This window comes from Vibrio aerogenes (genome assembly GCF_024346755.1).
Taxonomy (GTDB): Bacteria; Pseudomonadota; Gammaproteobacteria; order Enterobacterales; family Vibrionaceae; genus Vibrio; species Vibrio aerogenes.
Genome location: NZ_AP024862.1, coordinates 807,601 through 820,132, shown reverse-complemented (window position 1 = coordinate 820,132; position 12,532 = coordinate 807,601). Strand labels below are relative to the sequence as shown.

General features: G+C 44.3%; 12 protein-coding genes and 1 tRNA gene. 9 read left to right on the top strand and 4 right to left on the bottom strand.

Features of this window, described 5'->3' with window-relative positions; genetic code table 11:
• Positions 1-41 precede the first annotated feature (41 nt).
• Genes modA through modC form a run of 3 tightly spaced genes read left to right on the top strand, consistent with a single transcriptional unit; the run spans position 42 to position 2,595 of the window.
• The gene (gene modA / locus OCV29_RS21230; RefSeq protein WP_139281618.1) at positions 42-785 is read left to right on the top strand and encodes a molybdate ABC transporter substrate-binding protein; all 744 of its coding nucleotides are present in this window, start codon (positions 42-44) and stop codon (positions 783-785) included.
• Between the two features lie 53 nt (positions 786-838).
• Positions 839-1,519 (top strand): molybdate ABC transporter permease subunit, encoded by a 681-nt coding sequence (gene modB, locus OCV29_RS21225; protein ID WP_245796904.1) that lies wholly within the window; start codon positions 839-841, stop codon positions 1,517-1,519.
• On the top strand, positions 1,516-2,595 hold the full coding sequence (modC, locus tag OCV29_RS21220; protein ID WP_073604511.1) for a molybdenum ABC transporter ATP-binding protein: 1,080 nt from the start codon (positions 1,516-1,518) through the stop codon (positions 2,593-2,595). Before modB ends, modC begins: the two co-directional genes overlap by 4 nt.
• A 119-nt stretch (positions 2,596-2,714) precedes the next feature.
• Here the strand turns inward: modC and aspA are convergent, their stop codons facing one another.
• A complete protein-coding gene (gene aspA, locus OCV29_RS21215) occupies positions 2,715-4,181 on the bottom strand; it encodes an aspartate ammonia-lyase (RefSeq protein ID WP_073604570.1) in 1,467 nt (488 codons plus the stop codon).
• A 397-nt stretch (positions 4,182-4,578) separates the two neighbouring features.
• Positions 4,579-4,761 carry a hypothetical protein gene (locus OCV29_RS21210; RefSeq protein ID WP_073604512.1) on the bottom strand — a complete coding sequence of 61 codons (183 nt, stop codon included), beginning with the start codon at positions 4,759-4,761 and terminating at the stop codon, positions 4,579-4,581.
• A 266-nt stretch (positions 4,762-5,027) separates the two neighbouring features.
• Between OCV29_RS21210 and OCV29_RS21205 the strand changes: the two genes are divergently transcribed.
• Positions 5,028-5,102: transfer RNA gene (locus tag OCV29_RS21205), tRNA-Gly, on the top strand.
• Positions 5,103-5,330: 228 nt separating this feature from the next.
• Here the strand turns inward: OCV29_RS21205 and OCV29_RS21200 are convergent.
• On the bottom strand, positions 5,331-6,341 hold the full coding sequence (locus OCV29_RS21200; RefSeq protein ID WP_073604513.1) for a LacI family DNA-binding transcriptional regulator: 1,011 nt from the start codon (positions 6,339-6,341) through the stop codon (positions 5,331-5,333).
• Positions 6,342-6,447: 106 nt separating this feature from the next.
• Positions 6,448-7,554 (bottom strand): ABC transporter ATP-binding protein, encoded by a 1,107-nt coding sequence (locus OCV29_RS21195; RefSeq protein WP_073604514.1) that lies wholly within the window; start codon positions 7,552-7,554, stop codon positions 6,448-6,450.
• 269 nt (positions 7,555-7,823) lie between these two features.
• On the opposite strand from OCV29_RS21195, the gene OCV29_RS21190 reads away from it, so the two are divergent.
• The 5 genes from OCV29_RS21190 to OCV29_RS21170 all read left to right on the top strand — a co-directional run bounded on the left by OCV29_RS21190 (position 7,824) and on the right by OCV29_RS21170 (position 12,523).
• Complete coding sequence (locus OCV29_RS21190; RefSeq protein ID WP_261887404.1) at positions 7,824-9,062, top strand: extracellular solute-binding protein; 1,239 nt, start codon at positions 7,824-7,826, stop codon at positions 9,060-9,062.
• A 64-nt stretch (positions 9,063-9,126) separates the two neighbouring features.
• A complete protein-coding gene (locus OCV29_RS21185) occupies positions 9,127-10,431 on the top strand; it encodes a carbohydrate ABC transporter permease (protein WP_084193384.1) in 1,305 nt (434 codons plus the stop codon).
• A 6-nt stretch (positions 10,432-10,437) separates the two neighbouring features.
• Positions 10,438-11,283 (top strand): sugar ABC transporter permease, encoded by an 846-nt coding sequence (locus OCV29_RS21180; RefSeq protein ID WP_073604516.1) that lies wholly within the window; start codon positions 10,438-10,440, stop codon positions 11,281-11,283.
• A gap of 18 nt (positions 11,284-11,301) precedes the next feature.
• Complete coding sequence (locus tag OCV29_RS21175; RefSeq protein ID WP_261887403.1) at positions 11,302-11,919, top strand: glycosyl hydrolase 53 family protein; 618 nt, start codon at positions 11,302-11,304, stop codon at positions 11,917-11,919.
• Positions 11,920-11,956: 37 nt separating this feature from the next.
• A complete protein-coding gene (locus OCV29_RS21170) occupies positions 11,957-12,523 on the top strand; it encodes a glycosyl hydrolase 53 family protein (RefSeq protein WP_261887402.1) in 567 nt (188 codons plus the stop codon).
• Positions 12,524-12,532 lie beyond the last annotated feature (9 nt).

Genomic DNA, 12,532 nt, shown 5'->3' with positions numbered 1-12,532 from the left:
TGGTTTGCGTATTCAATGGTGATTTAGGGAGAATGTTGAAGATGAGAGCTCGTTTCGTGATTCTTTTGTCCGGGTGCATACTTGGGTCTGCGGCGGTACAGGCCGATGAAGCGGTCGTTGCTGTTGCGAATAATTTTTTTGGTCCGATGAAAGAACTTCGTCAGGATTTTGAATCGGTTTCTCCGCATCATTTATCAGTCAGTACCGGCTCAACGGGGCAGCTTTATGTTCAGATTCTTCAGGGGGCTCCTTTTGACCTGTTTTTTGCAGCAGATACAATTCGCCCACAGAAACTGGTGAAATCCGGCATGGCATCGGGTGAATTTACTTATGCGAAAGGAACGCTGGTTCTTTGGGCTGAACACCCGGGGCTGAAAGCGAAGAAAGCTCTTTCCGCGGGTCAGTTTCATCATTTAGCAATAGCGAATCCCAAAGTAGCGCCTTATGGTGTGGCGGCCAAAGAGACTCTTGAGAAACTGGGCTTATATGCTCAGCTTCAGGACAAACTGGTGATGGGAAAAGGCTTGAACCCGACTTACCAGTTTATTGCCACCGGCAATGCAGAGCTGGGATTTGTCGCGAAATCGCAGGTTTATAAAAACCACTACAAAGCGGGTTCATACTGGGAAGTTCCCCGGAATTATTATTCAGAAATCAAACAAGATGCTGTAACACTGCCTTCCGGTGTTCAGAATAAAGCTGTCATCGATTTTCTGAAGTATCTTCAGTCTGACCGGGCACAGGCCATTATCAAAAATTATGGTTATGCCGCAGGTAACAGTTAACAGAAGGCAGTTCAGGCCGCAAGGGATTCAAGGGATTCAAGGGATATAGTGCTGTGGGAATAGATACTCTGGTCATTGTGACAACATTAAAACTGGCCTTTGTTGTCACCATCTTCCTTTTATTATTGGGTGTACCGGTTGCATGGTGGCTTTCAGGAACTGAATGTCGTTACAAAGGCGTGATTGAAACTGTGTTGTCTTTGCCTTTGGTGCTGCCGCCCACAGTTTTAGGATTTTATTTACTTATCCTGTTTTCGCCCACAGGTATGATTGGCCATATTCTGCAGGAGATGAATTTAGGGCAACTGCCATTTTCCTTTGCCGGAATCGCTGTTGCCTGTGTCATTCACTCTTTTCCATTTGTGCTTCAGCCGTTGAAAAATTCCTTTCAGGCGATCGGTCAGCTACCGGTTGAAGTTGCGGCGACATTAAGAGCATCTCCGGTGGATCGTTTTTTCTCTGTCATCCTTCCTTTGGCCTGGCCGGGTGTGTTTTCGGCTGCCATTATGGGGTTTTGTCATACACTGGGAGAGTTTGGGGTTGTATTAATGATTGGCGGTAATATTCCCGGAAAGACGAGAGTAATGTCGGTTGAAATTTATAATTATGTCGAAGCTCTGGAGTTCGGTAAAGCGCATATGCTGGCCGGTGGGCTGGTTGCTTTCTCATTTATCTCCCTGCTGCTCATGCATTGGATGAATCGTAAGTACCAATATCAATCGAGGTCGGTTTGAACGATATTCACGCACAATTTTCAATTGATTATCCCGGCTTCTCTTTAGCATTGGACCTGAAGCTTCCTGCGAGTGGTATCACTGTATTATTTGGCCCTTCGGGATCAGGAAAAACGACCTGTCTGAGGGCGATTGCCGGGTTGCAAACCCTGAAGTCGGGTTATTTATCTGTCGCGGGGGAAATATGGCAATCTGCTGAGCCTCCGGTGTTTGTCCCGACTCATCAGCGGGATATTGGCTATGTATTTCAGGAAGCGGGTCTGTTTCCTCATATGTCGGTGAAGAAGAACCTGGAGTACGGTTACCGGCGAATCGCGCCGGAAAAAAGAAAAATTTCCGTGCAGGACATTTGCCAGCTGGTTGGTATTGAGCATTTGCTTGAGCGCTCGGTTCATTTACTTTCCGGTGGTGAGAAACAGCGAATTGCAATTGCCAGAGCACTGCTGACCTGCCCAACATTATTGTTGATGGACGAGCCTTTGTCGGCTCTGGATGTGCGCTTGAAAGCTGAAATTCTGCCTTATCTGGAAAAGATCCATACTGAGTTATCGATTCCGGTTATTTATGTCACTCATTCGGTGAAAGAACTCGCCAGACTGGCAGATCACGTGGTGCTGTTTAATCAGGGACGGGTTGTTGCCAGCGGGAATGCACAAGAGATTATGTCTGACCCGAAATATGCTGAAATGTTCGGTGATGAAGTCGGTAGTATTTTTGATACCAGCGTGGTTGGACATCATCCTCATCATTTAACTGAACTCGATATGGATGGTGTGACTATTTGGGTTCCCGGGCATGCCGGTTCTGACTCTCAGACATATCGCTGCCGGATTCTTGCTTCTGACGTCAGTATTACCTTGCACGAACCGTCTCACACAACCATGCTTAACCGTTTACCTGTGGTCATCGATGTCATCGATAAACATCAGGCAAATGAAGGCCAGGTGATGGTTGTATTACTGCTTGAAAATGGTGCCAGATTGCTGGCCCGGATTACATTAAAATCCTGTATTGATCTGAATTTGCATCCAGGTATGCATGTTTGGGCACAAATCAAGTCGGTAGCACTGTCCTGAAATCAATTTTTCACAGAGAACTCCGTGATCTGGGAAACAGGGCCGGTTATCCGGATATACAAACACCCTGAACACTACATTTTCAGGGTGTTTGGGAATCACCGTTGGGTGATGACAGTTCAGTTATAACGTCTGGCCATATATTTAGGCTGGATAAAATTATCGGTATTTAAAATCTGGTTCAGTTCTTCTTCTGTCAGCAATTTTCTTTGTAAAACAACCTCCCGGACAGATTGCCCTGTTTCTGCACATATTTTCCCGACAATATCGCCTTCATGGTGCCCGATATAAGGGACGAGATAAGTGACAATTCCAATAGAGTTGAATACATAGTTTTCGCAGGCGGTTTGATTGACGGTAATACCATCAATACACTTTTCTTTTAATGTCTGGCAGGCTTGTGAGAGTAAAGCGACGGACTCAAACAAACACTGGGCAATCACCGGCTCCATGACATTCAGCTGTAACTGACCTGCTTCAGCTGCGAATGCAATGGTTGTATCATTGCCGATCACCTTGTAGCAGACCTGATTCACCACTTCGGGTATGACCGGGTTGACTTTCGCAGGCATGATCGATGAGCCGGCCTGCATTTCCGGCAGATTGAGTTCATTCAGTCCGGCACGTGGACCTGAAGAGAGCAGGCGCAGATCATTACACACTTTAGAAAGCTTAATTGCGAGGCGCTTTAATGCACCATGAATCATCACATATGCTCCACAGTCCGATGTCGCTTCAATTAAATCCTCAGCAGGAACAACCGGTAATCCGGTGACTTTCGCCAGATATTTGATTGCCAACAGCTGGTAGCCGGGCGCGGTATTAATACCCGTACCGATCGCTGTTGCACCGAGGTTAACCTCAAGCAGCAGTCTGGAAATATATTTGAGATTGGTTATTTCTTCAGCCATAGTCACTGCCCAGGCCCGGAATTCCTGCCCGACAGTCATCGGTACTGCATCCTGCAGCTGAGTTCGTCCCATTTTCAGTACCGAGGAATAATGATCCGCTTTGCTCTTAAAGCCTTGTATCAAATTGTCGATATGGCCGATGAGATCCTGTGTACTGTTATAAACCGCAATCCGGAATCCGGTTGGATAGGCACAATTGGTTGACTGGCTTTTGTTCACGTCATCATTCGGGTGAATAAACTGATATGCCCCTTTGGGGTGATTCATCAATTCAAGCGCAATATTTGCGATGACTTCGTTGGTGTTCATATTGAGAGACGTTCCGGCCCCGCCCTGATAGAGATCAACCGGAAACTGAGTTAAGTATTGATTGTTGGACAGAATCTGATCACATGCTGCGATAATATAGTGTGCTTTGTCTTCAGGTATCACGCCAAGTTCCCGGTTCGCTAATGCTGCCGCTTTTTTGGTCATGACCATACCACGGACTAATGCCGGTACATCGGATACCCGGGAACTTGATAAGGAGAAATTCTCAATTGCCCGCTGTGTATGGATGCCATAATAAGCCTCACACGGAATTTGTTTTTTACCGAGTAAATCTTCTTCTGTCCGGGTTTTTCCTGTATTGCTGATCGGTTTTTCTGAAACTTGCGCTTCTGATAGCGACGCCATCATAAAAGGTTCCTCAATTTATCTTCATGACTCATGGTGATTTTGATAAGAACCCGTTCTTTTTAAAGTTACCTGAAATCCGCTCTCAGGTTAAAGCCGTAAGCAGGCCGAATAAAACAGAACATACTTACGTTTATCTGACACATAGCCAGATATTTTTCTCAGAAAAAATCTGATTTTATAATTTTAAATTCGTGTTAAACGTTTGCTAATTGTTTTTTGTTTAATCAGATGCCGATTTTAGTTTTTTATTATGGGTAAAATCAATATAAAAATTAAAAATATTTAAAATAAGATCTATGGGTTTCTCTGTGTAATGATCAGCAAAAATGAGGATAAAATCAGGTGCTCCGGAATGAAGCCTGCTCATCTGTATATGAGCAGGCTTATCGTTGATTTAACGCCATTCATCTTCTGAAAAATAGATATGCTCCAGAGTCTCATCGGTCAGCGGTTGCTCCATAAAACCCTGAAGTTGTTCCAACTGTTGTTCCAGGCGATTGAAGGTTTGTTCATCCCCCTCAGAACATGCAACATAGATTTGTTGCTCAAGTGATTCAATACGATCTTTGATGCTCATATTGCCCCTCCTGTGATGTTCAAAGGTCCTCAGACCTTAATGACAGTGTAGTCAAAACAGAGAAGAGTCATCAATTTTTTGTCCGGAGACAGACCGGTTTGGCGATATCCGGATGCCGGTTTCAGAACTTCATCAACAGATGCAGTTCAGGCAAAATAAACATCTGATTATGCACTGATTATGAAGTGTGCAAACGATTTGTTTTTTTACAGATAGGGCTTTTCTTTTTCATTATTTATGGCATAGTAGCCACATCTTCACGATGCGCGGGCATCGTATAATGGCTATTACCTCAGCCTTCCAAGCTGATGATGCGGGTTCGATTCCCGCTGCCCGCTCCAGTTTTTTCACTTCATCCTGTTTATTTCTTCTTGTATGATTATTGTCAGAGATGTTGACAATACTTCGCTGCTATCCTTTGAAATGATCAGTATTTCTCTAAAATTTATCCGTTTGACTCAAACATCCATTACAAAAAGCTGCGGTTTGTAAAAGCAGTCGGTTTTTATCAACGATCGGTTTCTGAAAATGCTCAGTCGCCAAAAATGTACCCGAAAGATCAACAGTCCCTAAAAACTGTCCCGCCGGATGAAATCATATCCAAGATGGATCATTTTTTTGACTTTGCGACCATTGACCAGCTCCAGAAACAGCTCGACAGCTGTTTCCCCCATTTCCATCGGATACAGCCGCATTGTCGACAGGCCCGGATTCATATGAGCTGAGGTTGAGATATCATTCATGCCGACAACTTTAATGTCTCCCGGAATGTTCAGGTCTTTTTCATAGATGGCCCGGTAAACACCAACAGCAATAATATCCGTTGCCGCAAAGACAACATCAGGGCATTGATTGCTGCCTAATATCTTCAGCATTGCCTGATACCCCGATTCGATACAGAACTCTTTGCTGATAACACAATGATCGTCACGGTATAGCTGGTGTTGCTTGGTCAGCTCGCGGAACACATGAAGCCTGGCTTCATCATTACCAATAAAAGCAGGGTACTTTGAGCCACTATCTATAATATAACCCACCAGTTCCTTTGCCGCTGCATAGCGGTCGAACAGGACGGCATCACTATGTCTGCCAAGCGGGTTTGAATCAATAAAAATCAGATTGCGATTATAGTGATACATCAGCAGGACTTCTTCTTCAGTGAAGTGACCGACTGCAATCACAGCTTTAGGCCGGCTTATGATATGCCCGCTTTTGGCGATTTGATCCCGTCTTAATGTTCTGACAGAAATTTTATTGTGAAAACAACAATTTTCGATGCCGACACGAATGGAAGTAAAATAAGGGTCGTTGATTTCTCCTACGGGATCAAGAAAATTGACGACCACCAGCTCCAGCGGCGCGGATGATATATGATGGTTTCCCGATTCGTCGTGCTTTTCTGAATGTTCTTTTTGCGCTTTTCGCTGTTTGGGAGAAACATATTCCAGTTTCTGCACTGCCCGCAGTATTTCGTTTCTTTTTGATTGAGAAATAGAGAGCGTTGGATCCTGATTTATCACCCGGGAAATGGTTGAAGTGGAAACCTGAGTCAACGCTGCAATATCTTTTAAAGTAGCCAATCTGTATCCTTGCTATAAGATGTTGTACTGAAAAGCCAGAGCACATCACTGTTTTGATCGTGGAGGTTCTCCTGAACGGTAAGGTGCTTCTGGCTAAAATGAACGATTAAACTGCTTTACTAAATTTTTCCCTGACAATTGCCAGTCCGTCCTGATTAAAAATATGAATCATATCGGTTGCTGCATACAGGTTCAGCGAACTGTTCGGTTCCACAATACAGTCACCCTGATGCAGGAACTTAAAGTTATCCACGCCACAGCACTGTCCGAAAATATACGTACTGTTGCCTAGCCGTTCAATCACTTCTGTATCAAATTTCAGCGCAATATCATTTTCTTCGCGGGAAAGGTGTTCCGGCCGGATACCGATAGTCAGTTTATCTCCGCTGTTCATCGGGGGAACTGCAACCGGGAGAGTCATGGTCTGATTTTGATGGTCTAACTCAATTGTGATCTGATCTGTTTCCCAGGTCAGCAGTTTACCGGGAGTGAAGTTCATTTTGGGTGAGCCGATAAAACCGGCCACAAACAGATTCTGCGGCTGGTAATAGAGGCTCATCGGTGAACCAACCTGTTCAACACGACCGTCACGTAACACAACGATTTTATCGGCCAGTGTCATCGCTTCGACTTGATCATGGGTAACATAAACCATTGTGGACTGAAGTTCGCGATGAAGTTTTGCAATATGTAAACGCATTTCAACCCGTAATTCAGCGTCAAGGTTAGAGAGGGGTTCATCGAACAAAAACACATCCGGATCCCGGATAATGGCGCGTCCTATGGCGACCCGTTGTCGCTGGCCTCCTGATAATTGTGCTGGTTTTCGCTCCAGCAGAGGCTCTAGCTGCAGGGCTTTTGCGACCAGCCTGACTTTACGATCTATTTCTTCTTGCGGGACTTTTTTTACTTTCAGTGAGTAGCCCATATTCCCGGCAACCGTCATATGAGGATAAAGCGCATATGACTGAAATACCATGGCGACCCCTCGTTGTGAGGGGGGAATGTCATTCATGACTTCATCTTTAATTTTCAGTTCACCGCTGGTGATGTCTTCCAGACCGGCGATCATCCTGAGTAGTGTGGATTTACCACAGCCGGATGGACCGACAAAAACGACAAATTCACCACTGTCGATAGAAAGATTAACGTCATGAATCGTTTGTGTATCACCAAAACGTTTGATGATGTGAGAAAGGTTAATTGAAGCCATTCGGGTAACCTATTGTTTTCAGAGTCAGTTGACCCTGGTCATACTGATTAAATGAACAATTGTGACAAACTTATCAGTAACAGGTAAATATTTACTAGCCTTGTACTAAATTAATCACAGATCCATTACATTCCAGTGATTGATATCACAAATACTTCGCAATTGTATGGATGGAGCCACTTGCTGAAGCATATTTTATATATCGGACAGAGCAGCTTCATTGATAAATTTAGTTTAACGACTATTAATTAATAAAATCAAGGAAAAATATGAAAAATAATAAATTAAAAAAAGCAATATATTGTTCGGCAATATATATTGCACTGGTCGGTTCTTCCTCTGTATTTGCGAAAGATAAACTCCTTGTATGGGAAGATATTCAAAAATCATTTGGTAATAAAAAAGCAGTTGAATTATTTGAAAATAAATATGATGTCGATGTTCAGGTGAAAGAACTGCCTTATGGTGGCCAGGTCGAAGCCCTGAGAATGGATGGCCCTGCAGGAACTGGCCCGGACGTCATTCTTATCCCGCATGACCAAATTGGCAGTGCCGTAATTCAGGGCTTAATTTCCCCGATAAACCCAGATAAAAGAGTGCTGGAAACATTTACCGATTCATCCCTGAGTGCATTGACATATAAAGGGAAACTTTATGGAATTCCCAAATCCGTTGAAACTGTCGTGATGGTTTATAATAAAGATCTAATCGATAAACTGCCGGATAATATTGAAGATATATATAAACTATCGAAGCAATTTGTTAAACAAGGAAAATATGGCCTGTTAGCAAAATGGGATGAACTCTATTACAGCTATGGCATTATTCAGGGAATGGGTGGCGATATTTTTGCCAAATCAGCGGATGGTTCTGATGACCCGGATAAAATTTTACTAAATACTGATGGTGCCGTTCAGGGAGCCAGCTACATTCAGAAATTCTATCATGATGGCCTGTTTCCGACCGGTATTGTCGGCAATAACGGACTGAATGCCATTGATTCACTGTTCACTTCCGGCCGGGCCGCCATTGTTGAAACGGGACCATGGTCTTTTAAACCTTATGAAGAGGCTGGAATTCACTACGGTGTCGCGCCTTTACCAAAACTGCCTAACGGACAGCCCATGGGCTCTCTTATGGGGGTGAAGAGTTACAGCATTTCAACTTATTCAAAAAATAAAGCTTTAGCAGAAAAGTATATCGAGTTTATTAATAACTACGACAATGCAAAACGCCGGTTTGAGCTGACAGGTGAAGTCCCAGCAGTGAAGCAACTCGCCGATGATCCGGTAATCAAAAATAACAAAGGCGCAAGAGCGGTTGCACTGCAGTCTGCAAACGCAACATCCATGCCTTCCATTCCAGAGATGAATGAAGTCTGGACTCCGGCAAATAATGCGCTTCAGCTTATTGCCACTGGTAAACAGGATCCCAAAGGTGCTTTGGATGGCGCCGTCGAAGCCATCAATATGCAGATAGAAGCAAACCATGCAATGATGGGAAATTAGAATCGGTGGTGTTAGTCCGCCAGCGACTGGCGGAGCTAACCATCTGAAGTGTGGAGTTTTGGCGATGTCAGAATTATATGGAGAGCCTTCTCAGGTGATGAAAAAAGAAGGGACTCACCGGTATATTGCTGCCTTGTGCGGATTCATTCCGGGATGTGGTCAGTTTTATAATAAGCAATATGCGAAAGGACTCATTTTTTCAGTTTTATTATTCAGCTTTTATGGCGCCAGTCATGAGTTTCTTCAATACGGCTTTTGGGGACTCGTTACTTTAGGTGAGAAATTACCTGAAGATAATTCAATTTTTTTGCTGGCCAAGGGCATTATTGCCCTGATAGTTGCGCTGTTCGGTCTGTCAGTTTATGTCTTCAGCATCCGTGATGCTTACCGGAATGGTCAGTTGAGAGATGAAGGAAAGCCACTGAATTCCGTCAGAAAACAGTTCAGGAATATCGTTGAATCCGGTTTTCCTTATCTGATGACAACACCAGCATTTATTCTGTTAGTGTTCGTGGTTATTTTTCCGATTGTATTTGGTTTTGCCATCGGTTTTACCAACTACAACCTGTACAACACACCGCCTGCAAAACTGGTGGATTGGGTGGCGCTGAAAAATTTTATCAACATTTTTAAGGTCAATCTTTGGCGTAAAACCTTTCTTGATGTCCTGCAATGGACGGTGATCTGGACATTAATGGCAACCACACTTCAGTGTGCGGTTGGTATTCTGCTGGCTATTTTGGTGAACCAGAAAGATCTCAAATTCAAGCCACTGATTCGAACTATTTTCATTTTGCCATGGGCGGTGCCTGGGTTTGTGACCATTCTGATCTTTACCGGCATGTTCAATGACACTTTTGGGGTGATCAACAATGTGATTCTTCATTTCTTCGGGATTGATCCCAAACCCTGGCTGACGGATCCGTTCTGGACCAAAACCGCTTTGATTATGATTCAGACCTGGCTTGGATTTCCGTTTGTGTTTGCGATGACAACCGGTGTGTTACAGGCAATCCCCGGTGATCTCTACGAAGCAGCAACGATGGATGGTGCAAGTAAATTTCAGCAGCTGAGAACCATTACTTTACCTTTGGTGCTTTACTCTATTGCGCCAATCCTGATCACGCAATACACATTTAATTTCAACAATTTCAATATTATTTATCTGTTTAATAACGGGGAACCCGCCGTGATTGGCAGTAATGCCGGGGGGACAGATATTTTGGTGTCATGGATCTATAAGCTGACGATGTCGTCGTCTCAATATTCAATTGCATCGGCAATTACTTTGCTGCTTTCGGTTTTTGTTGTCGGTATTGCGTTGTGGCAGTTCCGGATGACCAAATCTTTTAAAGAAGAGGGGAGATAACGGGCCATGATGAGTATTAAACGTAGCAACCGAATCCGCCTGACACTCAGTTATCTCCTGATTTTCACTGTGTGTGTGATTATCATTTATCCGCTGGTCTGGACCGTAGGCGCTTCATTTTATCCGGGGAACAGTATTATGGGAGACTCAGTGATTCCTGAGCATCCCACCTGGTCACACTACCTGACATTGTTTGCCAACAGTAAAGTTTCTTATCTGACATGGTACTGGAACAGCCTGAAAATCAGTGTCCTGACGATGATTCTGACGCTGATTAGTGTCTGCTGCACCGCTTATTCTTTCTCCAGATTTCGTTTTAAAGGCAGAAATAACGGGTTGATGTTGTTCTTGCTGCTGCAAATGATCCCTCAGTTTTCGGCTTTAATTGCCATCTTTGTTCTGGCGCAGATGATGGGGTTGATTAACAGCCATCTGGCTCTGGTGTTGGTATATGTCGGTGGCATGATTCCGATGAATACATATTTGATGAAAGGGTATCTGGATGCGATACCTAAAGATTTGGATGAATCGGCAAAAATGGATGGTGCCGGTAATTTCCGTATCTTTATTGAAATCATATTACCGGTTTCTAAACCGATAATTGCCGTCGTTGCGCTGTTTTCTTTCACCGGACCGCTGGGAGATTTTATTCTGGCGACCACCATTCTCAGATCTCCGGAGTATTACACACTGCCGATTGGGTTATATAACCTGGTGGTAGAGAAAATGGGTGCAAGTTATACCACCTATGCAGCGGGGGCGGTGCTGATCTCGATACCAGTCGCTCTGCTTTATTTGTCTTTGCAAAAATATTTTGTTTCCGGCCTGACAGCAGGCAGTACAAAAGGTTAATCATTCAGGGAAAATACAATGAAAAAATCTTCTATCATATGGGCTGTTTTGGGTCTGGGGGCTGCGCTGGCCGGCTGTCAGTCGGCAAGCGCAGATCATTCAACACAAGACACAGATTATTCTGTTCAGCCTGTCAGGGTTCATCAGGGGTTTATCAAGGGGATGGATATTTCCATGCTGCCTGAGCTTGAATCGCTCGGCGCTGAATATTACGACCATGGTGTGCCGACAGATCTGGTTAAAATTCTGAAAGATCATGGAGTGAATTATATCCGGGCTCGTTTATGGGTTGATCCTGAATCAGTGGATGGTCTGGCGTTTGGTGGCGGTAATTCTACGCTGGAACGGGCGATTGAACTGGGTCAGCGTGCCCATCAGCAAGGGATGAAGTATCTGCTGGACATTCACTATAGTGACTTTTGGACTGATCCGGGAAAACAATTTAAGCCCAAAAGCTGGGAAAAACTCTCATTTGAACAGCTGGTTCAGCGGGTTTATGACTATACCGATCACGTGATGAAAGCACACCGCGGAGCTGGCGTTATACCAGATATGGTGCAGGTTGGTAATGAGCTGAACAGCGGGATGTTATGGCCTGAAGGAAAAAGCTGGGGGGGGAGATGGCAAGGAATTTGACCGCTTATCAGCATTGCTGAAGTCCGGTATCCGGGGGGTGAAAGAAAATACCAGAGCGGGTGAGAAGATACCGGTTGTGTTACACCTGGCAAAAGCAGGTGATAACGGCGCATTTCGCTGGTGGTTTGATGAAATCACCAAACATCATGTCGACTATGACATTATCGGGATGTCCTACTATCCGTTCTGGCATGGTCCGGTGGCAAAAGTGAAAGCAAATATCGATGATGTTATCAGTCGTTATCACAAACCTGTTTTGCTGGTTGAAACTGCATTTCCCTTTACCACCAAAAACGGAGATTCGCTGGCGAATGGTTATTCAGGAGAGGGGGATATTCAGGGATATGAAGTCTCTGTCAAAGGTCAGGCGCATTATCTGAGTGACATGATGAAAATGATGAATGATATACCCGATAGAATGGGACTGGGCATCGTGTACTGGGAACCCGCATGGCTGCCGGTCAACGGGGCAACCTGGGCAACACAGTCCGGGATGGACTACATCAATGACCATTGGGGTGAAGGGAACTCATGGGAAAACGAAGCACTGTTTGATTTTGATGGTGAGTCGTTGCCATCACTCGATGTATTTAATTCAAAATAAAGGTTATTT

Coding starts and splice junctions, on each gene's coding strand:
- OCV29_RS21190 (WP_261887404.1), top strand. CDS start 7,824: ATGAAAAATAATAAATTAAAAAAAGCAATATATTGTTCGGCAATATAT.
- OCV29_RS21175 (WP_261887403.1), top strand. CDS start 11,302: ATGAAAAAATCTTCTATCATATGGGCTGTTTTGGGTCTGGGGGCTGCG.
- OCV29_RS21195 (WP_073604514.1), bottom strand. CDS start 7,554: ATGGCTTCAATTAACCTTTCTCACATCATCAAACGTTTTGGTGATACA.
- modA (WP_139281618.1), top strand. CDS start 42: ATGAGAGCTCGTTTCGTGATTCTTTTGTCCGGGTGCATACTTGGGTCT.
- OCV29_RS21185 (WP_084193384.1), top strand. CDS start 9,127: ATGTCAGAATTATATGGAGAGCCTTCTCAGGTGATGAAAAAAGAAGGG.
- OCV29_RS21210 (WP_073604512.1), bottom strand. CDS start 4,761: ATGAGCATCAAAGATCGTATTGAATCACTTGAGCAACAAATCTATGTT.
- OCV29_RS21180 (WP_073604516.1), top strand. CDS start 10,438: ATGATGAGTATTAAACGTAGCAACCGAATCCGCCTGACACTCAGTTAT.
- aspA (WP_073604570.1), bottom strand. CDS start 4,181: ATGGCGTCGCTATCAGAAGCGCAAGTTTCAGAAAAACCGATCAGCAAT.